Genomic DNA, 21,878 nt, shown 5'->3' with positions numbered 1-21,878 from the left:
AAAAATTATTATACAATAATTTAATTTTTATCCTAATTTTTAAATTATATATCAGCGCAACAGGGCAGTCAAATATAATTTACCGGCTTTGAAGCCTGTATATGGCCGAAATCGGATATAAAATTTAGCATAATACAATTTAAAGAATTGCACATAATAAATAAAACTGGCAAGGAGGTGCTTTTATGGACTGCAAGGGAGCTAAGCCTGGAAAAAGAATTGAGGCGGCAGAGGAGATTTTAGAAGATACAAAGTTAAAATGCAATGCCAACAATAAAGGGTGCGCGGCATCCAAGCAAAATGGCAAAGAAAATTGCAACAAGAAATAAATAATTACAATAAAAACGGCAGAAGAACTCTTCTGCCGTTTTTATTATTAATGTATATACCTTATTTTGTTCCAGTATATGATTGAAACACCTTTTTTACTATAGTACCGCCTATCCTGCCGGCATCTCTTGCTGCAAGGTCTCCATTATATCCCTGCTTCAAATTAACGCCAACTTCTCTTGCTATTTCATACTTCATGTTTTCAAATGCTGTTTTGCTGTTTGAGTTTGCCATAATATCACCTCCTTGTTAGATATTATTTGTTTTTGCTCCGGCTTTATGTATAGAAACTTTTGGGATACGAATAAAAGCTTGTTAAAGTAAAATTTTAAATCGATTCTTTTATAGACGGGCTAATTTGTTTATGTTATATTATTAATGCAAATCATATATAGAGGAGAGGTTGTTATGCAAAAAAAGGTTATACAAGTGGATCAAAAGGTTTCACTGCTTCAAGGGCTTCCTCTGAGTTTTCAACATTTGTTTGCGATGTTTGGCGCATCAATACTGGTACCGGCTCTTTTTAATGGAGCTGCAGGGAAGACAGTGATTGATCCGTCGCTCGTGCTTCTCATGAATGGAATAGGAACTATTCTTTATTTGGTTTTATGTAAGGGAAGAGCACCTGCCTATCTTGGATCAAGCTTTGCTTTTCTGGCCCCTACATTTGCGGTGCTGGCATCTACCGGGGGGGATTTTTCAAAGGCTTTGGGAGGATACATAGTATCAGGTCTGGTATTTGTTGCTGTGGCTCTGCTGGTAGGAGTAGTTGGAACTAAATGGATAGACGTGGTGCTACCGCCGGCGGCTATGGGGCCCATTGTTGCCCTTATTGGTCTTGAGCTTTCGATTGTTGCAGCGGGAAACGCCGGACTTGTTTCCAGCAAGCAGTCGGTTATAGAAAACGGTGCAATTGTTATGAAGGATGTTCCGTTTGATATTAATGCTGTAATAGTATCTCTGTTTACTCTTGCAGTGGTAATATTAGGCTCAATGCTGTTTAGAGGGTTTTTGGCGATAATCCCTGTGCTGGTTGCTATAATAGCGGGATATGGTCTTTCGGCTGTTATGGGGGTTGTAGACTATTCAAGAATAACGGGTGAAAGCTTTTTCTCAATGCCTCAGTTTACTTTTCCCTCTTTTAATATGTCTGCAATTATGATAATACTCCCAGCCACTCTGGTTGTAGTAACGGAGCATATAGGGCATTTGATGGTTACCAGCAAGATAGTGGGAAGGGATCTGGTAAAGGATCCGGGACTTCACCGGTCTCTTTTGGGTGACGGAATATCCACTGTGCTGTCGGGGGCTGCGGGTTCGGTGCCTACCACAACATATGGCGAGAATATGGGAGTTATGGCGATAACCAAGGTGTACAGTGTATGGATAATAGGGGGAGCCGGAGTCATTTCCATAATACTTGCATTCTTCGGAAATCTTAAGGGCATAATAAACAGCATTCCCGGCCCGGTAATGGGAGGAATAAGCCTGTTTTTGTTCGGACTTATTGCCGCATCGGGAATAAGGGTTCTGGTAGATTCAAAGGTGGATTACAGCAAATCCAAAAACCTTATACTTACGGCGGTGGTGTTTATTGTCGGAATTGCTGGTGCAAACGACCCGTCGCAGGGGCTTCCCTCACTTGCAATAAAGATTGGGGATGTATATTTAAAGGGTATGGCGCTCGCGGCGCTGGTAGGTATGAGCCTTAGCCTGCTGTTCTACATATTTGACAGATTAAAGCTCACAAATGAAGCTTAAACAGCCCATTTTGGACAAGCTGTTTATAAAAAAGAAAAAAGCCTTGAGTTAATTAACTCAGGCTTTCTTCTTTTTTCATGCCTTTTCTCTTTATGCGGTTTCTCATTACGATAGTCCTGAAGGTATATCGCTTTACAGGCTGTGCCGCAGATTCATCCGCATGAGGGGAAAGGTTGTTTTTCTCAACGCTTAAAAGGAATTCTGCAATTTCCTTTGCTATATTAGGATTTCTGTACCGGCACTGTGCTTCTCTGACAGAGGACAGCTTTTGCCCATTGTTTTCAAGAAGCTCTGCTACTATGCCCTTTAATTTTCTCAAATCCGGGCATGATACCCCAAGATTATATTTTTCGGCATAGCCGGGGTTTCCTGCCTCCTGTCCGGGAAGTGCGCCGGTTATTACAAGAGGAGTACCGCACAGCACAGCCTCCATCATAACATTGGGGCTTCCTCGCGCAAAGGTTATATCGGAGGCAAGCATAAGATCCTGAACATTTTCTACAAAGCCGTACACCTTGACTCTGCCCCCGTACTTTTCAGTCAGGAATGCTTCCAGTCTGGCTCTCAATAACTTATTTCTCCCTGCTATTATATTGACATTACAATTAAAGTTTGCAAGAAGAATCTGAGCCACCCTGCGCATATTTCCCACACCTTCGCCTCCGCTCATTATGAGGCATTCCAGAGGCTTGTCGGGATAACGCTTAGGGAGTTGCTGTATATTAAAGCTGTCGTCTGTCAAATGCTTGCAGAATTTTTCTCTGCTGGGGAAGCCTATAACTTTTAATTTAGACTCAGGGACCCCAAATTCCAAGCATTTGTACTTGGATTCCTTCGTAGGGCAAATAGTAAAGTCGGCCCTTTTATCCGCCCATAAAGGAGCAATGCTTATTAAGTCGGCTATTAATGTAACAAATGGAATATTAATTTTATGCTTTTCAAGTATATTCAAAATTGAACCGTTAAAATTGGGATGAACACATAATATCAAGTCAGGCTTTATCAGGTTAAGCTCCTCCAAAAAGCTGTCCCGTATGGAGATCTCAGCCAGCTCGCATATCAGGGAGGGCTTTTTTAAGGAGATGTCCCAGAGAAATTTCCATACCTCCTTTGCGTTTCGCGTCACGGAGCCGTAAAGCTTTCCCACCTTGACCCCCATATTCCCTGCCAGAGCAAAGCCGTCAATCACATGAACTTTTACACCTGGGTAGCGGGAAAGCTGTTCCGTAAGCGAGTCTGTGATGCTTTTGTGACCATGCCCCGTAAAATCAGAAGAAACTATCATTACGTTTTTAATCATATAGTCTCTTTTAGCCTCCTACAATATATAATTATTATATGATATTAAAGTATTGTGCATTTTAATATCATAATCTTTAAACTCATGTCTCACATCAATTTTAATTATACTCTATAACAGAAAAAAAACAAATACAAAACACATGATTTAAAGCCCGAATAAAGCGATTTTTAACTTTTTATTTCCGAAATCAAAGCACAGTTTAATGTTAATCAGGTATGCTTTAATTCATTGTCCTCAACATAGTATGTTACAGGAGGCACTACGGAGCTTGCTTCGACTATATTCTTTTTTATGCAAAGTATGCAATTGGGATACAATTTTTTTGCTATGCATATTTCTCCCTCTCCATGGGCTTTAAGATATCTCGATATATCCTTTATGGCAGCCTCCAGCTCTTTTATTTCTTCTCTTACAGCAGACAGCCTCTCCTGATTTTTATTGTATTCCTTGCTTTGAAAAGCATTTGAAGGGCTGCTGCGCTGGAGAAGCGAGGCTCTTACGCGTTGCTGTTCATTTTTAAGGCAGGTAATTTTATTAAGGGCATGGGTTAGCTCCTCCCTTAATAAGCTCCTGCTGAAGCCTGTTACCTCAATTACAGTTTTCTTTTCTATTTCTGAGCCTATAATGGGAGCTGCCACTCTTATTTCAACAGTTGCTGTCCCTCCGATTATTTGACCGTTGGGGGAATCCATAGCCAGCTCTCTGGCTGCGATTATACTGTTTCTGCAGTAATATCCGACATGAACTGCTCCAAAGCAGGTAATTGATGTGTTGTCCACAAATTTTGTAAAAACATTTTTGGCTGCCTTTATTTCTACCAAGCCCTTAGAGGCTATTCCTCCTTTAATAAAGATGCTCCCTTGTGTGCTGACTATTTCTTTTACATGTCCTAGACCGAATTGCCCGTTAATCTCAATATCCTTAGTGGCTTCAACAGAAAAACTGTCTGCCACTGTTCCTTTTATTGTTATATACCCGTCGAATTTTATGTTTCCCGTTTTGAAATCCACATCACCGTCTATTTCAAGATGATTAGATACCATTACTTTTCCGTCGGCGTAATTTACGGCGCCGTTAATTTTGGAATAGAGAGTAGTTTTGCCCTCATCAAAGGCTTCCGCCACTGTATTTTTATCGTAATTAAGAGGTGTGGTTTTACCCCTTGAGGCATTAATGGGAGTGCCACTTACAGTTTGTCCGGGCACGCCGTCAGTGGCATCTATACGCTCACCCAGCCAATCTCCGGCCTTTACTCTGTTAATGAGCTTTAAATCATAAAAGTCGGCCTTCCCGTTTTTATGGATTTCGGGCTTTGAATCCTTCATCTGGTACATCTTTATTATGGAATCGGTGCCATCCACGGGTTTTACTCCTGCTGCAATTAAATACCTTTCTCCGCTATTGATTTCTTTCATAAAAATATCCTTAACTATGCCAAATACCACACTCGCCTCACGAAGCTTCGTGCTTGTCTCTCTTACAAGAGACTCACGGTTTTCCATTTTAAGCTCTTCCGGGCTCATATTGTATGTAACATACGCCTCCAGTTGGCTGCTTGAAATTTCAATAACGACTCTTTCTTTAGCTGTATCCATTTTATGCACCTCCCCGATATAGATATCGGCTGAAAAATGTATAAAATTTAGAACAATTACAAAAGCCTTCGAAGCTTGATTTTTTTTTGCAATAAAGCTAAGGATTGATTCATATATTTGTATAGACCTGTTTTATATAGGACACGATAAAGATTTTACAAACATAGAGGATATAATTGCTTACAGAAATTTTTAATAGCAACGAAAAGATGAATTTGGGGGAAATGTCTCTAGGGTTCGAGCATTCATTCACTTTTCTTAGATGTATTCCTTACGGGTCAAAAAAATTTCTTCCATCAAACTATATCCTCCATGTAAAATCTTTATCGCTACATATATAGGATGGCTAATTTATATAGTTTTTGAACTTATACACGTAAAGGGGATGGGATTTATGAGAAAGAAGCTGCTTTGCATAGCGGAAGTTTTGCTTATTATAAATTTTATGCTGCCGTTAAATTGTGTGGCAGACGACATATATGAGGATGCAAGGGATGTAAGGCTTGTTTCGTCGGGTGAAAGCCCCGGTGCCGGCTTAAAGCCTCCAAGAGTGGATGCTTTGTCTGCAATAGTCCTTGACATGAAGAGCGGAAGGGTACTATATGAAAAGAATTCTTATACCAAAAGGGCTATGGCAAGCACTACTAAAATTATGACGGCAATAGTGGCCATAGAGAACGGAAGCCTTGACGATAAGGTGGCCGTCAGCAAAAGAGCGGCAGCAATACATGGCTCGACAATACATCTGTCTGAGGGAGAAAAGCTGCCTTTAAGGGAGCTTTTATACGGGCTGCTGCTTAATTCGGGAAACGATGCCGCAATAGCCGTAGCGGAGCATATAGGGGGAAGCGTTGAAAATTTCTGCGAAATGATGAATGAAAAGGCTGAAATCCTTGGGGCAAGGAATACCTGCTTTAAGTCTCCTCATGGTCTGGACAGTCCCGAGCATTATTCCACCGCGTATGACATGGCTATAATAACACGGTATGCTCTGGAGAACCCTGTATTTTCAAAGATTGTCGGTACCAAGAAGGCTGAAATTACGGGTCACAGCTTATACAACACAAATGAGCTGCTCGGATTTTTACCCGGTGTGGACGGGGTGAAAACGGGGTATACGGGGCAGGCCGGAAGGTGCCTTGTGGCGTCTGCTACCAGAGACGGAAGGCGCATAATATCGGTGGTTTTAGGGTGCAATACCAGGACGGCAAGGGCACAGAGCAGCCAGAATATGCTTGAGTATGCCTTTACCAACTATAAGCCCTACAGGCTTTTGGAATATGAGGAAAAAATAACGGATATACTCGTAATTAAAGGAGTAAAAAGCTATGTGTCAATAAGGGCTGTTGACGAAATTGCATACCCATTAACCCAGAGTGAAAAAGACAGGCTTGTAAGAGAGGTCGATTTGCCGGAGTCCTTCAGGGCACCTGTAATGAAGGATATAGAGGTGGGGAGCATACGTTATTTGCTGGATGAAAAGGTTATAGGTGAATCCTCTCTTAAAACAGGTTCCGACATAAGAAAAAAGGGCTTTTGGGACTACTTTGCACAGATACTTAAGACGTGGGTTGGTTTGCCTCATGGATTGGAGGCTTGATTAACCTTTGATTATTTTGCTATAATGTGTTAAAAATAATTTTTGGGGATTTTTATGAAAACGGTTATTGCTGCGCTTAATTCAAAGTATATACATTCCTCTCTGGCTCCATGGTATCTGAAAGCCGCCTGCGAAGGGCATCGGGGTGAAATAAAGGTTTTGGAGTATACTATTAATGAAAGCATGGACGCTATACTATCATCCATGTATATGGAAAAAAGTGATGTGGCGGCGTTCTCCTGTTATATATGGAATATTGAATATGTTCTTAAGCTTGCGGAAAATCTTAAAAAGGTGTCTCCGAAAGTGATAATAGTGCTGGGAGGGCCCGAGGTTTCGTTTAATGCCGGGCATATCTTTTCCGAAAACGGTTTTGTGGATTATATAATAAAGGGGGAGGGAGAAAAACCCTTCAGTATGCTTGTAAAGTACCTGTGCGGGGAATGGAAGGGCGAGCTGAGGGACATCCCGCAGCTTGTATACAGAGGCGGGGAAGCTGAGGCAGCCGGCAAGTTCCAAGGCATAGCCGGAAACCTAGACTCCATACCATCTCCCTATACCCCTGAAATGCTCTCCATGCTGGAAAACAAGATAGTCTATTATGAGTCCTCAAGGGGCTGTCCATTTTCATGCTCCTATTGTCTTTCTTCAGTCCTTAAGGGTGTGCGTTATTTTAGCATGGACAGGGTAAAAAGTGATTTGGACAAGCTTGTTGGTGCTGGTGTAAGTCAGGTGAAATTTATAGATCGCACCTTTAACAGCGATAAGGACAGGGCAAAGGAGATATTTAAGCATATAATAGAGCGGTTTGGGAGGAGGGAGGACATTGTGGTAAATTTCCACTTTGAGGCGGCGGCAGACCTCTTTGACTTAAGAATGCTTGAAATACTTAAAGGCGCTCCTCCGGGACTGATACAGTTTGAAATAGGAATACAGACGACAAATATAAAGACACTCAGAGCGGTGAACAGAAAGACAGATCTTAAAAGGCTGTTTGAAAATGCGGTGGAGCTTAAAGATATGGGGAATATACATATCCATCTGGATTTGATTGCCGGGCTTCCTCACGAGGACATGACTTCCTTTGTAAAGTCATTTGACGCTGCCGCTTCATTAAGACCGCATCAATTGCAGTTAGGCTTTCTTAAGCTGCTGAACGGCTCACAACTTAAAGAACAGGCAGGGGAGCACGGATACCGGTTTAGAGACTATCCCCCGTACGAGGTGCTGTATAACAATTACATTTCGTTTGACGATATGTTATGGCTCAAGCAGGTTGAGCAGATGGTAGATCGTTATTACAATGCCGGAAGGTTTACGCGGTCGCTGCAGTATATAATGGAAAATTATTTTGACAGTGCTTTCCAGCTTTATTACAGGCTTTCGGTTTTCAGCGCGGGAAAGGGGTATTTGGACAGGCCTGTCCCCGGAAGAATGCTTTATACCATACTTTCGGAGTTTATAGCATCATTTTGCGGCAAGGAGGATGCCGAAGTGCTATGCCAATTACTAAAGCTGGATTTTTTGTCGTCGGACAATTCAAATAACCTTCCCTCGGGTCTGGACAGGATTTTTGAGGAGGGCTTTAAGGACAGGTGCTTCGAATTCCTCAGGAATGAAGACAATGTAAAACGCTATCTTCCTTTATTTTCAGACCTTCCCGCCAAACAGATATTTAAACAGGTTCACTTTGAAATATTTAGCTGCGATTTGTTTAATAATAATGGGAGCGGAAGCTTTGCCAAAAGCAAAACAGTGGTACTATTCGACTATAAAAGCAGGGACCGTGTTACGGGATTGTACAGGTATGCAAAGCTTGCTTCGGAAGATTTCTATACCGAAGTATAGGAAGGGGATGCAATTTTACACTATTTATACAAATAAATTATAGTTGATATAATATGATATTTTTATTAAAATTATTTTATAACAATACTATTTTATTAGGAGAGATGAGAATGATGAGCAAGAAGAATGTTACCAAGGTAATTCTTGATGAGACAGAGATACCCAGACAGTGGTACAACATTGTAGCGGACATGCCCAATAAGCCCGCACCCTATTACAGCCCAATGACGGGCAAGATAGCCACCGCCGACGATATGGCTGCAATTTTTCCTAAGGAAATAATAGAGCAGGAGATGACCTCCGAGAGATTTATAGACATTCCCGACGAGGTGAGAGAGATGTATGCCCAATGGAGGCCGTCGCCTCTTTACAGAGCAAAGGGCCTTGAGAAGGTTTTAGACACTCCTGCGAGGATTTACTATAAATATGAGGGTACAAATGCTACGGGAAGCCATAAGCTCAACAGCTCAATCCCACAGGCCTACTACAATAAGAATGCCGGCATAAAAAGGCTGTCGACCGAGACAGGGGCGGGACAGTGGGGAAGCGCTCTAAGTCTTGCCTCCAACCATTTTGGAATGGAATGCACTGTATACATGGTTAACGTCAGTTACCAGCAGAAGCCTTACAGGCGTTCGTTTATGCACACCTTCGGGGCTAACGTAATTGCAAGCCCAAGCAATCTTACCAATTCAGGCAGATCAATATTAGAAAAGGATCCCGAGTGCTCAGGAAGCCTTGGAATTGCTATAAGTGAGGCCGTTGAGGATGCGGCTACCCACAGTGACACAAACTATGCGTTAGGCAGCGTGTTGAATCATGTATGCCTGCATCAGACCATTATAGGACAGGAAGCAAAAAAGCAGCTTGAAATGATAGACGAGTATCCCGATGTTGTTTTTGCCTGCTGCGGCGGGGGAAGCAATTTTGCGGGGGCAGCGTTCCCTTTTCTTATGGACAGGTTTAAGGGGAAGAAAGTAAGAGCCGTTGCGGTGGAGCCTACAGCGTGCCCTACGCTCACAAAGGGAGTTTTTGCTTATGACTACGGTGATACTGCCAAGGCCGCTCCTATAGCAAAAATGTATACATTAGGGCATGATTTCATACCTGAGGGAATACATGCCGGGGGACTGAGGTACCACGGGGCCTCCTCCATTGTGAGTCAGCTTTATAATGACGGCATTATAGAGGCGCAGTCCTGCGGACAGAAGGAAGTATTTGACGCTGCGGTGACCTTTGCGAGAGCGGAGGGCATTGTACCGGCACCCGAGTCCTCTCATGCCATACGGGCGGCAATTGATGAGGCTTTAAAGGCCAAGGAGGAAGGCAGGGAGCAGGTGATTCTCTTTAATTTAAGCGGACACGGCTACTTTGATTTCAGTGCGTATGACAGCTATTTCGGCGGAAAGCTGGAAAATATACATTATGATGAGCAGGCGGTAAAGGCAAGCATAGCTAATTTGCCTGATATTAAGGGCTAAAGAAGCATAATTTTATAAGGATTAAAAAGGTGCTGTTGCAAAAAAAACATGTCTATATTTTTGGAACAGCACCTTATAACTGTTTTTAATAAAGAGGGGAATGTATTTGAAAAAGATTATAATAGTTAGTTTATCAATTATTTTAATTGGAGTTGTATCTATATATTTATATAATTATTTCACTTTTAAAAATGCTTTTGACAAAGCGGGTATTGTTACTCTTGGCAAAACTCTGATAATTGAAGTCAACGAAAGTGATATAAGAGATTATAATTTTATTGAGAAAAATCAGGAACTTGGTAAATGGAAAGAAAGTGAGAAAAATAGTTTTATAAATTACATGAAAGAAAAAAAGCTGATATTAAAGCCGGGAGCATATGAAATTAATCAAGGAACTGCATGGGAAAAAGCTATAGAGATTTTTCAATTTGAATGATTATTAACATCTGCGGTTATTCGGAGCTTCTGCTGTCATCGCCCTGCCCCAACCATCCTTATTGTATATCTCGATACCGATCCGCTCATTACCTCAACATCAAGGGGAGGCGGAACGGCATAGTCTTTAGGAAATTTAGCTTCTACAAAGCTTATTTTGTAGCTTCCCTCGTGAAGCTTGAACACCGCTATACCCTCTGAGTTGGTGTAGGAGAATATATTATCCGGGTGGCCGGGAGGCAAAGCCGCACCCTCTACCGTAAGCTGAAGTCCGGGTACGGGAATATTACCGGCACCAAGCACCTCAATTTCCGCTATTCCATCCTCCAGAGGATTTTTCTTCACATGCTCAAGCTCGACAGTAATAATTGTAGTACCTGCCGATTTCAGGTCACAGTAAATGGGATCGGGAACAACATATTCCGAAGTGAAGCTCTCCGGCACAAAGCTTATGCGGAAGGCGCCCTTTCCAAGTGTAAATCTGGCGGTGCCTTTATCGTCTGCCTCTGAAATCAGATTATAGTAATTTTCGGGAGATGAGGATTTGCCTCCCACATTCATCCTTATGCCGGGTACCGGCTCACCGCTTTCACTGTCGCAAAGCTTTACCTGCAAGGTGTATATAGCTTCATCCTTGGCTGATATTACCTGGGTAACTGTGTTTGCGTTTTTCATTTTTGAGATTGCCAGAGAGAAGTTGTTTGTGTTGAAGTCATTTCTTATTATGTCTGCCCTGTATATTATAAATGAAAATGCAATGGCAAACGATAATGCATACAGTGTGCCGACCAATATGCTCTGTGCCCTTTCGGACAGCCTTTTTAACGGTGTCTGCGCCCACGAGAATGTAAACGGAAGGTTAAGGCACACTATCGACAGTATGGAAGCGAAAACTCCCGATATAAGCATAAAAGCCCATATCGGCGTTATGCAGTCTGATATGTAAGAGGCTATAGTCTCGCTTTGAAGAGGAAGGGAGGCGGTAATGGGATAAATGCTTTCAGGCATTATGCTGCGTTCATATATAAGTAACGCCGAGCTTAAGATGATTGCAACAGCCCCGAATATACCCAGAGAAACCCCCAGCCACCTGAAGGCGGATGGCAGCCTTCGGTACACATAAAATCCCATGATTATCATAAGGATAAGACAAAGTGCCGAAAAGCCGGGTATTGCCATTAAGGAGTAGTAAATGAATTTTGCTTCAAAAAGCCTGTCGGAAATATCACTCCTGTTTATATACATGAATATTGCGCTTAAATTTACCCTGTCAATATTTGTAATAAGCTGTGAGGGCGTGCTGCTTTGAACGGCAGCATCTTCCGCAGAGGGAGTGGCAGCCCGGCTTTGTGCTGTCAGGTAAATGTCCGGAAGAAGCATTCTTTCCCCTCTGAAATATTCAAAAATTTCCTTCCTTATGGAGTCAAGATTGGTATTTATCATCTCCTCTGTTATAGAGCTTCCCAGTAGATTAAAAAAATCCTTATGCTTCTCAAACTCCTGAGGAGAGGCTTCCTCCAAGCTGCTTAAGTAGTCGGCAATGGAATTGCTTATGGCCGAATATGTCTGAGAATATATATTATGCTTCTTAAACAAGGCACTGTGAAACTCGGGAGAGAGAAGCGTTTTGTCCATGCTTACCGAGAATATTATAATTAGCAGGCATATTCCTGCCAGCAAGGAGGTGGCTGTAAATGCAATTTTTTTAAAAAAAGAAAGAAACAGATTCAATTAATGCACCCCTTTTAAGAACAAGTGAGAGATATTAAGTATATATTATAACATAAAAACATCTTTATGGCTGAGTAAAAAAAAGGAATCAACAAGCTCACGGAGTGCGAATATACACCGCCAGCATCAAATAAATTTAATTTCAAAACCATGTAATATAAATTAAGTTTTGTAATATTATGAAAATATAGAAAGGTATGGCGGTCAGGTGCTGTATGTAGATGTGCTGCTCTTTAAAAAATGAATAGCTTTATAAAATTCTTAGCATAGAGGGAGGTAGTTATATGGAAAAGCTTGATTTATCAAGCATAATAACAAAAGACAGAAGGGAACGTGAAAAAAGATATTTTGAAGGAAGCTTTATTGAATATCTCAATATAGTGAAGGAAGATCCAGACATACCCATGCTTGCCCATCAGAGAATGTATAACCTTATAACCTCAAAGGGCGTAGATATTATAAAGACTGATGAAAACCCCAGACTCCGGAGGATATACGGAAATGACACAATTAAGAAATACAGGTTTTTTGAAGGTGATTTTTTCGGGATAGACAAGACTATTATGAAAATAGTAAGATATTTTCACTCTGCGGCAATGGAAGGGGAGGAGGCAAGGCAGGTACTGTATCTGGTAGGGCCGGTGGGCTCTGGGAAATCCTCCCTTATGGAGGCAGTAAAGAGGGCGCTTGAGATGAGTCCTCCCGTATATGCTTTAAAGGGCTGCCCTATGAGAGAAGAGCCCTTGCACCTGATACCAAAGCATTTAAGAAGTGAATTTGAAGAAATACTCGGTGTGCATATTGAGGGCGACCTGTGCCCGGTTTGCCGGTATAGGCTTAAAAATGATCTCAACGGGCAATATGAAAAATTTCCTGTTGAGACTGTGGGGTTTTCTGTGAGGTCAAGAAAGGGAATAGGCGTTGTTCCTCCCGTAGACCCGAATAATCAGGACACAAGCGTGCTTATCGGCAGTGTAGACATTTCCAAAATAGACCTTTATCCCGAGGACGATCCCAGGGTGCTGTCGCTAAACGGTGCGTTCGATGTAGGAAACAGGGGAATTGTAGAGTTTATAGAGGTTTTTAAAAATGAGACGGAGTATCTTCACACAATGATAACGGCTACACAGGAAAAGTCGGTTCCCTCTCCGGGAAAGGGAGCTATGATCTATTTTGACGGAATTATTCTGGCACATTCTAATGAAGCAGAGTGGAATAAATTTAAGTCGGATCATACCAACGAAGCCATACTGGATAGAATCGTAAAGGTTGAGGTTCCTTACTGCCTTGAGCTTGACGAGGAAATAAAAATATATGAAAAGATGCTCAAAAAGAGCAGGTTCAATGCTCATATTGCTCCCCATACCATAGAGGTAGCTTCAATGTTTGCAATACTAACAAGGCTTGCGCCCTCCGCAAAGGTTGACCCCATTACAAAGCTTAAAATTTACAACGGAGAGGAAATTGTGGAGAAGGGAATGGCCAAAAAGGTAGACATATTTGATTTGAGGGATGAAAATCAGAGAGAGGGAATGACGGGAATTTCAACAAGATTTATAATGAAGGCGCTTGATACTGCGCTGTCTGAGTCCGAGCACAATTGCATAAATCCTATATCTGTAATGGAGACTCTTGTTAAATCGGTTAAGGAAACAGCCATAAGCGAAGAGGAAAGGGAGAGATATTTAAGATTTATACAGGACGGAATTAAAAAGGAATATAATAAGATGCTTGAAAAGGAAGTTACAAAGGCATTTATTCACGGATACAGGGAGCAGGCGGAGAGCCTGTTTAATAATTATCTTGACCATGCGGAGGCGTTTGTGAACAAGACCAAGATAAAGGATGCCAACACAGGGCAGGAGCTTGAGCCGGATGAAAAATTCTTAAGATCCATAGAGGAGCAGATAGGGATTACCGATTCCGCCGCAAAGGGCTTTAGATCAGATGTAACGGCGTATATGTTTTTTGTCCTCCGCAATGGAGGAAAGCTTGATTTTTACAGCTATGAGCCTTTAAAGGAGGCAATAGAAAAAAAGCTTACGGCGTCTGTTAAGGAGCTCAGCCGTGTTATCACTCAAGCTAAGGTGAGAGATAACGAGCAGAGTGAAAAATTCAATCTTATGGTTGACGAGATGAAAAGAAACGGTTATTGCGATTGCTGCTGCAATGTAATTTTAAAGTACGCTGCAAATAATTTGTGGAAGGATTAGAGAATTGTGTGTTTGTTGGAGAAGCCGGCGTAAGAGGTGGGATGGATAATGGCTGTGTTTAAAGAGTTCAGTGGAAGTGGTGATAAGGGTCGGTCGTTTGAAGACAGAAGGCGGCATAAGGAGTTGGTAGAGGAAGCCATCAAAAAAAATCTGGGCAATATTATAGCTGAGGAAAGCATAATAGGCCAGAGCAAGGATAAGAAAATAAAGATTCCTATAAAGGGTATAAAGGAATATCAATTTATATATGGGAAAAATTCCTCCGGTGTCGGTACAGGTGACGGAAACGAAAAAAGGGGAGATAAAATAGGGGAGGATAAGGCAGGCAAGGGAGCCAATGGCAGCGGGCAGGTGGGAAATCAGGAGGGCGAGGATATTTATGAAACCGAGATTACCATTGAGGAGTTGGTAAATTATTTGTTTGAGGACTTAAACCTTCCCGATATAGATAAAAAAAAGCTTTCGGATCTTGAGGTTGTAAGAAGCCTTAAAAAGATTGGATATCAGAGGAAGGGAATTCCTCCGAGGCTTGCCAAAAGGCGCTCCGTTATGGAAAAGATTAAAAGAGTGCAGGCATATAAGCGCACCGGAAAGGAACTGGAAGACAGCGAGTATGAAAATGCCGAGGAATATTGCACAAAAAGATTTCCTTTTATGGATGACGATTTAAGATACTACAGAGTGAGGGAGGAGCATAAGAAGGATTTTAATGCCGTAATAATATGCATTATGGACGTATCGGGTTCTATGGATCAAACAAAAAAATATATGGCGAGAAGCTTTTATTTTTTGCTTTATCAATTTATAAGGCTCAAATACTCCAACGTCGAGATTGCATATGTGGCACATACGACCACAGCAAAGGAAGTAAATGAGGATGAGTTTTTTCATAAGGGTGAATCGGGAGGAACCTATATAAGCAGCGGGTATGAAAAAGCTCTTGAGATAATTGAGCAGAGGTATAACCCTGCGAGCTGGAATATTTACGCCTTTCATTGCAGTGACGGCGACAACTGGACAGAGGACAACAAGAGGGCGATAGAGTTTGCAGGAAAGCTGTGTGAGGTGTGCAATTTATTTGGCTACGGAGAAATTATTCCCGGCTATTACTCGTCGGGAAGCACCATAAAAACAGATTTTCAAAAAAATATTAAAAATAAAAACTTTGTTGTTGTTACAATGTCCAACAAGGAGGAGCTTCTCAATTCTCTTAAAAGGCTTTTGGAGAAGGACGGAGAAAAATAGAGGAGGCTTTTCAAGCTGAAGGGAGGTGCATATGATTGGCGGATTACAGCATGAGAGAGCTTGAGGAATGGGATGACAGAATAGAGAGGGTTGCCAGAGAGGAAGGCCTTGATTTTTATGATCAGGAGTTTGAGATAGTAAGCTGTGATGACATGATGGGATACGAAACCTATACAGGAATGCCCTCCCACTACCCCCACTGGAGCTATGGCAAGGCATATGAAAGGCTTAAAACGTTAAACAGGTATAATATGTCGGGTCTGCCCTATGAGATGGTTATAAATTCAGACCCATGCATTGCTTATTTGATGAAGGATAACACCCTTCTTTTGCAGATTTTAACAATTGCCCATGTATATGGGCACAATGATTTCTTTAAAAACAACAGGCTGTTCAAGACGGGAACAAGAGCTGAATACACCGTTGAAATGTTTAAGAATCACGCCGACAGAATACGGGAGTATATTGCAGACCCTGGTATAGGATATCAGAAGGTGGAGAAGTTTTTAAATTCCGCACATGCTTTAAAATACCAAACTGTGAGGGTAATAGGAGAGAGACGAGTCTCGGAAGAAGACAAGAAAAGAGCTATGCTGAAAAAGATGCAGGGGTCTGCGGAGGAATATCCTCTGCTTAACCCTAAGCTTCAGAGCTGTGAAATTCCCGTTGACATTAAAAAAATACCCTTAGAGCCGGAGGAGGATGTACTTCTTTTTGTATCAATCTATGGAAGGCTAAGCGAGTGGGAACGGGATATACTGGATGTGGTAAGGGAGGAAACCCTTTATTTTATTCCTCAGATTGAAACAAAGATAATGAATGAGGGATGGGCCAGCCTGTGGCACTATACCATATTAAACAGGCTTAAATTGCCGCAGGCACTGCATATGGAGTTTCTTAAAAGGCATAATCAGGTTATATGTCCATATAAGGGACAGGTGAATCCATACTATGTAGGCTTTAAAATATTTGAAAGCCTTATGAAAATGTACCCCGACAACCCTAAGAAAATTTTTGAGGTCAGAGAAGTGGAGCGGGACGAGTCCTTTTTAAGAAGGTATCTTACCTATGATCTGTGCAGGGAAATGAATCTGTTTGAATATATAAATTGTGACAATGCTTATTTTATCTCCCAGATATCCGATGATGAGGGCTGGAAAAAAATAAGAGACACACTTGCCGCCTCATCAGGGATGGGAGGAATTCCTTCCATAAGAGTAGTTGAGTGGGTGCAGAAGGATAATACGCTTGTTTTGGAGCACCAGTATGAGGGAAGGGAGCTGGAGCTCAACTATGCGTATGAGACTCTAAAGCACTTAAACGACTTATGGGAGGGCAGGATAATGATGACGACGTTTATTGACAATAAGAGAAAGGCAATCATATGCGATGAGCAAAAGAGAATATCTCTTATGAATACGTAGGCTGTTGCAATAAATTGTAAAGTTGGTATAATTGCTATAGATAAAGTTTATGGAGATGTATTTAATTTAAGTGAAGGATGATATGGAATACTCACTTTTATTTTATACACCCGGTTTATGGAGGTTTGATATGGAGAGCATACAAAAGGATGACTTTTATAGGAAGGCACTGGAGGCGGCAGAATTTATAAGGGGTAAGCTTAAGGTACAGCCCGAGGCGGGCATTGTGCTGGGATCGGGGCTTGGGCCTCTGGTTAATGAGATGGAGGACACAACTGAAATAGCTTACAGCGATATACCCAATTTTCCCGTTACCACGGTTGAGGGCCATTCGGGAGTTCTGATAGCGGGAAGGCTTGGAGGCAGGCCGGTGCTGGCAATGAAGGGAAGGTTTCACTATTATGAGGGCTATGAGGTGTCGCAGGTTGTTTTTCATATAAGAGTTTTTAAGCTGCTTGGACTGGATAAGCTTATTGTTACTAATGCGGCGGGCGGAGTGAATAAGAATTTCAAGCCCGGAACTCTGATGCTTATAAAAGACCACATAAGCTTTTTTAGTCCCTCGCCGTTAAGGGGTAAAAACGCCGATGAGTTCGGAGTGAGATTTCCCGACATGTCGGAGGCCTACAGCAGGGAGCTTATTGATTTGGCAAGAGCTGCCGCGGAGGTATCAGGCACAGATATACAAGAGGGCATATACGCGTTTACAAAGGGACCTATGTACGAGACTCCGGCAGAGATAAACGCACTTAGAATACTGGGCGCCGACGCAGTCGGCATGTCCACCGTTCCCGAGGTCATAACGGCCCGACATGCCGGTATGAAGGTGCTGGGTATATCCTGCATAACCAACATGGCGGCGGGGATTTTAAACCAGCCTCTCAGTCATGAGGAGGTAATGAAGACGGCAAAAGAGGTTGAAGGAATGTTTATGCGGCTTGTAAAGGCAATAGTGGAAAAGCTTTAACATACGGGGGATTTTATTAAAGGGAGAGAAGCCTCTCCCTTTTAAATTTGGAAATGTCCCTTTGCTTTTTTGATATATATAGCGATAAAGATTTTACATGGAGGATATAACTTGATGGAAGAAATTTTTTTGGCCCGTAAGGAATACATCTAAGAAAAGTGCCTGATGACAGACCCGTGAGACATTTCCCCACAAGGCATCTTTTCGTCGCTATTAAAAATTTCTGCAAGCAATTATATCCTCTATGTTTGTAAAATCTTTATCGTGTCCTATATAGACGGTAATTTAAGTGAAAATAGATGAAGAAGAGATAAATATAAGAGAATTTTATTGTTGATAAGTAAAGTAAACTATTATATAATGGGGCTGGAAATAATTATATTATAAAAACAGAAAGGCTATTTTTTGCGGGATTTTGAATTGTAAATTTCCCGGGGTGAAATAATATTAAGCAGATATAAGCTGGAGGTAGATTTTATGAAAAGTGTTATTAGAGATATCGGACTTGCCGAAGCAGGGAGGCAAAAAATCCAATGGGTAAGAAAAAACATGCCGTTGCTGAGGGCACTTGAAAGTGAATTTGCAAAATCTAAGCCGTTTGAGGGCGTGCGGATCACTGTTTCAGTACACCTTGAGGCAAAAACCGCGTACCTGGCAAAGCTTCTTGCCGCAGGGGGTGGAGAGGTTTCTGTTACGGGAAGCAATCCCCTGTCCACACAGGACGATGTTGCGGCAGGACTGGCAGCGGACGGTCTGGATGTGTTTGCATGGTATAATTCCACAAAGGAAGAGTATTTTGAGCACTTAAACAAGGCTTTGGATTGCAAGCCCAATATAATAATTGACGACGGAGGAGATCTGGTGCATCTCCTGCATACCAGCCGCAAGGAGCTTCTGCCCCATGTGAAGGGCGGCTGCGAGGAAACGACAACAGGAGTTATAAGGCTTAAGGCAATGGAGAGGGAAGGGATATTGAAATTCCCTATGGTTGCTGTAAACAATGCGTATTGCAAATATCTTTTTGACAACAGGTACGGCACGGGGCAGTCGGTATGGGACGGAATAAACAGGACCACCAACCTTATCGTTGCGGGCAAGAATGTGGTGGTTGCGGGGTATGGATGGTGCGGAAAAGGTATCGCAATGAGGGCAAAGGGCTTCGGAGCGGATGTTATAGTGTGCGAGGTGGATGCAGTAAAGGCCGCGGAGGCTATAATGGACGGGTTTAAGGTTATGAGGATGAGCGAGGCGGCAAGGCACGGGGACATATTTGTTACCGTTACAGGCTGTGAAAGGGTTATCCACGGAGAGCATTATAAGGTTATGAAGGACGGCGCGGTGCTTTGCAATGCCGGGCACTTTGACGTGGAGCTTTGCATCCCTGAGCTTGAGAGCATGGCAGTGGAGAAAAAGGAGCAGAGGAAAAATATAATGGGCTATAAAATGTCTGACGGCAGATGGATTAATATTCTTGCCGAGGGAAGGCTGGTAAACCTTGCGGCAGGCGACGGGCATCCTGCCGAAATAATGGATATGAGCTTTGCGCTGCAGGCGTTAAGCGCGGAGTATATACTTAAAAGCCACGGCAGCACAGGGGTAAGGGTAATAGATGTCCCCGACGATATAGACAAAAGGGTTGCAGGGATGAAGCTTGCGGCATGGGGAGTGGAAATAGACGCTCTCACCGAGCAGCAGAAAAAATATCTGGATAGCTGGGCGTAAATTAAAATAAAATATATACCGGTATAGAGGTGTGAATATGCACAGGGAGATACTCAATATGGAAGAGGCTGCGGAGCTTTTCGGAGTGAGTGTAAAAACCTTCATAAAATTACTTAAGGAGGAGAGTGTCCCCGCGAGAAAAATAGGCAGAGAATGGAGATTCAGCAGGAAGGCGCTGATAGAATGGCTGTCTTCGGGAGATTCCAAGCTATACTCGGGCAGCGAGGGAGAGACAAAGGAGTTTTTCAACCAAGTCGCGGCGCAGTGGGAGGAGCTAAGGAAGGGATATTACGACGACGAAATACTGAAAAAGCTTTTGGACATGGAGCTTTTAAAGAGTGATATGACAGTTGTAGATCTGGGGGCGGGAGATGGGTACATTTCAATATCTGTGGCTCCAAGGGTTAAAAAGGTTATTGCGGTGGATATCTCACAGGGTATGCTTAAGGAGCTTGAGAAAAAAGCTTTCCGGGAGAATTTGAAGAATATTGACACTGTTTTGACCGACGGGGGAGAAATATCTCTGGAAGACTCCAGCGTGGATATGGTATGCGCAAGCATGGTGCTTCATCATATAGAAGAGCCGGAGGCCTCCATAGAGGAAATGTACAGGGTAATAAAGCCCGGTGGAAGTGTGTTTGTTTTAGATTTTGTACAGCACGGGGATCGTGCTCTTATGGAAAAGATGCATGACAAGTGGCCGGGCTTTGACGTGGGAGAAATGGAAGAATTGTTTATGCAGGCGGGTTTCAGGGACATCAAAATTGAGAAGGATTTTGACTGTGACGGAGCAAGCAAAGGCAAGGGAATAAAAGGCGGCAAAAAGATATTCATACTGACTGCGGTCAAGTGACGGCAGTCATTGCCGGTTCGGGATAAATATATTGCAATGATGAGGAATTATAAAAATGAATATTTTATTAAAAAATATGGATATTATTACGGGCGATGCTCTGGGCTCATGTATCAAGGACGGGAATGTTGCCATAAAAGATGGAATTATATATTCCGTAGGTAAGCTATCGGAGCTTGCTGATGATTTTAAGCCCGAAAAGATTATTGACGGAAAGAACAGGCTTGCCATGCCGGGGCTTGTCAATGCGCATACACACAGCCCCATGACAGTGCTGCGGAATTTCGCGGACGACCTGTCTCTTGAAGAATGGCTGTTTAATAAAATTATTCCTGCCGAGGGCTTGCTGTCACCTGAGGACATATACTGGGGATGTATGCTTGGCATTATTGAGATGATTAAATCCGGCACTACGTGCTTTGCAGACATGTACCTGCATATGGATGAGGTTGCGCAGGCAGTTATGGAATCGGGAATAAGGGCTAACATATCTAAAGGCCCGCTCGTTTCGGGGGTGAGAGGAAATCCCGGTATATCAGTGGACGAGGAGGGGTGTACTGGCTTCTTCAATAGGTGGCACAATAACGCGGGGGGGCGTATTAAGGTATATGTGGAAATACATTCGGTATATCTTTTTGACGAGGGCCCATTAAGAGAAGCCGCCGCACTTGCACGCCAGCTTGGCACAGGGATACACATACATGTGCTTGAGACTTTGGCGGAAAGGGAGACCAGCATAAAGAAATACGGCTTAAGCCCTGTGGGTGCGTGCCTTGAGTTTGGGATTTTCGATGTTCCTGTTATAGCTGCGCATTGTGTACACCCTGATGCCGATGACCTTGATGTTTTATGCCGCAAAAAGGTTAATGTGGTACACAATCCCACCAGCAATCTAAAGCTGGGGAGCGGAATAGCCCCAATACCGGATATGGTGGAAAGAGGAATAAATGTTTGTCTGGGCACTGACGGTGCCGCCAGCAACAACAACCTGAACATGTTTGAGGAAATGAATCTTGCCGCCCTTATACATAAGGGCAGGAGCATGAACCCCATGCTTATTAATGCAGGGGAGGCTTTGCGCATGGCTGCGGTAAACGGAGCTTCGGCTCTGGGCTTCCATGAAGAGACAGGGTGTATTAAAAAGGGCATGAAGGCCGATTTAATAATACTTGATACCGACAAACCTCACCTGTGTCCTATGAATAATCCTTTGTCTGCCGTGGTATACTCTGCACAGGCATCGGATGTATGTACCGTAATAGTGGATGGAACTGTTTTAATGGAGAATGGAGAGCTGAAAACCATTGATCGGGAAAAAGCAATGTATGAAGTAGAAAAAACAGCAAAAAGGATTTTACACAAGTAATATA

The 21,878-nt window shown here is 42.6% G+C and carries 17 protein-coding genes; 13 read left to right on the top strand and 4 right to left on the bottom strand.

Going from position 1 to position 21,878, the window contains the following annotated elements; genetic code table 11:
* Positions 1 to 185 precede the first annotated feature (185 nt).
* Positions 186 to 329 carry a hypothetical protein gene (locus tag DFR58_RS21815; protein ID WP_170138089.1) on the top strand — a complete coding sequence of 48 codons (144 nt, stop codon included), beginning with the start codon at positions 186 to 188 and terminating at the stop codon, positions 327 to 329.
* 61 nt (positions 330 to 390) lie between these two features.
* Here the strand turns inward: DFR58_RS21815 and DFR58_RS08575 are convergent, their stop codons facing one another.
* Complete coding sequence (locus tag DFR58_RS08575; protein WP_114297413.1) at positions 391 to 564, bottom strand: alpha/beta-type small acid-soluble spore protein; 174 nt, start codon at positions 562 to 564, stop codon at positions 391 to 393.
* 174 nt (positions 565 to 738) lie between these two features.
* On the opposite strand from DFR58_RS08575, the gene uraA reads away from it, so the two are divergent.
* The gene (uraA, locus tag DFR58_RS08570) at positions 739 to 2,091 is read left to right on the top strand and encodes a uracil permease (protein WP_114297412.1); all 1,353 of its coding nucleotides are present in this window, start codon (positions 739 to 741) and stop codon (positions 2,089 to 2,091) included.
* A gap of 52 nt (positions 2,092 to 2,143) precedes the next feature.
* Here the strand turns inward: uraA and DFR58_RS08565 are convergent, their stop codons facing one another.
* On the bottom strand, positions 2,144 to 3,391 hold the full coding sequence (locus DFR58_RS08565) for an MGDG synthase family glycosyltransferase (protein ID WP_114297411.1): 1,248 nt from the start codon (positions 3,389 to 3,391) through the stop codon (positions 2,144 to 2,146).
* A gap of 212 nt (positions 3,392 to 3,603) precedes the next feature.
* Positions 3,604 to 4,989: a DUF342 domain-containing protein gene (locus tag DFR58_RS08560; RefSeq protein WP_114297410.1), complete on the bottom strand. Its 1,386-nt coding sequence runs from the start codon at positions 4,987 to 4,989 to the stop codon at positions 3,604 to 3,606.
* A gap of 394 nt (positions 4,990 to 5,383) precedes the next feature.
* Here DFR58_RS08560 and DFR58_RS08555 point away from each other — a divergent pair, with 394 nt between their 5' ends.
* From DFR58_RS08555 to DFR58_RS08540, 4 genes are all read left to right on the top strand, one after another.
* Positions 5,384 to 6,589: a D-alanyl-D-alanine carboxypeptidase family protein gene (locus DFR58_RS08555; protein WP_114297409.1), complete on the top strand. Its 1,206-nt coding sequence runs from the start codon at positions 5,384 to 5,386 to the stop codon at positions 6,587 to 6,589.
* Positions 6,590 to 6,643: 54 nt separating this feature from the next.
* A complete protein-coding gene (locus DFR58_RS08550) occupies positions 6,644 to 8,437 on the top strand; it encodes a B12-binding domain-containing radical SAM protein (protein WP_114297408.1) in 1,794 nt (597 codons plus the stop codon).
* Between the two features lie 113 nt (positions 8,438 to 8,550).
* Positions 8,551 to 9,918: a TrpB-like pyridoxal phosphate-dependent enzyme gene (locus tag DFR58_RS08545; protein WP_114297503.1), complete on the top strand. Its 1,368-nt coding sequence runs from the start codon at positions 8,551 to 8,553 to the stop codon at positions 9,916 to 9,918.
* Between the two features lie 106 nt (positions 9,919 to 10,024).
* Positions 10,025 to 10,354: a hypothetical protein gene (locus tag DFR58_RS08540; RefSeq protein WP_114297407.1), complete on the top strand. Its 330-nt coding sequence runs from the start codon at positions 10,025 to 10,027 to the stop codon at positions 10,352 to 10,354.
* A gap of 35 nt (positions 10,355 to 10,389) precedes the next feature.
* Here the strand turns inward: DFR58_RS08540 and DFR58_RS08535 are convergent, their stop codons facing one another.
* Positions 10,390 to 11,988, bottom strand: coding sequence for an MSCRAMM family protein (locus DFR58_RS08535; RefSeq protein WP_207659173.1), 1,599 nt, complete (start codon positions 11,986 to 11,988; stop codon positions 10,390 to 10,392).
* A 380-nt stretch (positions 11,989 to 12,368) separates the two neighbouring features.
* On the opposite strand from DFR58_RS08535, the gene DFR58_RS08530 reads away from it, so the two are divergent.
* From DFR58_RS08530 to DFR58_RS08500, 7 genes are all read left to right on the top strand, one after another.
* The gene (locus DFR58_RS08530; protein WP_114297405.1) at positions 12,369 to 14,297 is read left to right on the top strand and encodes a PrkA family serine protein kinase; all 1,929 of its coding nucleotides are present in this window, start codon (positions 12,369 to 12,371) and stop codon (positions 14,295 to 14,297) included.
* 48 nt (positions 14,298 to 14,345) lie between these two features.
* Complete coding sequence (gene yhbH / locus DFR58_RS08525; protein WP_114297404.1) at positions 14,346 to 15,542, top strand: sporulation protein YhbH; 1,197 nt, start codon at positions 14,346 to 14,348, stop codon at positions 15,540 to 15,542.
* Positions 15,543 to 15,577: 35 nt separating this feature from the next.
* A complete protein-coding gene (locus tag DFR58_RS08520; RefSeq protein ID WP_114297403.1) occupies positions 15,578 to 16,966 on the top strand; it encodes a SpoVR family protein in 1,389 nt (462 codons plus the stop codon).
* A 130-nt stretch (positions 16,967 to 17,096) separates the two neighbouring features.
* Entirely contained in the window at positions 17,097 to 17,933 is an 837-nt protein-coding gene (locus DFR58_RS08515; protein WP_114297402.1) for a purine-nucleoside phosphorylase, read from the top strand.
* A 477-nt stretch (positions 17,934 to 18,410) separates the two neighbouring features.
* Positions 18,411 to 19,655, top strand: a complete 1,245-nt coding sequence (locus DFR58_RS08510) for an adenosylhomocysteinase (protein WP_114297401.1) — start codon at positions 18,411 to 18,413, stop codon at positions 19,653 to 19,655.
* 37 nt (positions 19,656 to 19,692) lie between these two features.
* On the top strand, positions 19,693 to 20,508 hold the full coding sequence (locus DFR58_RS08505) for a methyltransferase domain-containing protein (protein ID WP_114297400.1): 816 nt from the start codon (positions 19,693 to 19,695) through the stop codon (positions 20,506 to 20,508).
* A 55-nt stretch (positions 20,509 to 20,563) separates the two neighbouring features.
* The gene (locus tag DFR58_RS08500) at positions 20,564 to 21,874 is read left to right on the top strand and encodes an amidohydrolase family protein (RefSeq protein ID WP_114297399.1); all 1,311 of its coding nucleotides are present in this window, start codon (positions 20,564 to 20,566) and stop codon (positions 21,872 to 21,874) included.
* The last annotated feature ends 4 nt before the right edge of the window (positions 21,875 to 21,878 follow it).

It is taken from the genome of Anaerobacterium chartisolvens, assembly GCF_003337415.1.
Classification (GTDB): domain Bacteria; phylum Bacillota; class Clostridia; order Acetivibrionales; family DSM-27016; genus Anaerobacterium; species Anaerobacterium chartisolvens.
The sequence above is the reverse complement of the archived record's forward strand: the minus strand, read 5'-3'. Positions and strand labels throughout refer to the sequence as shown.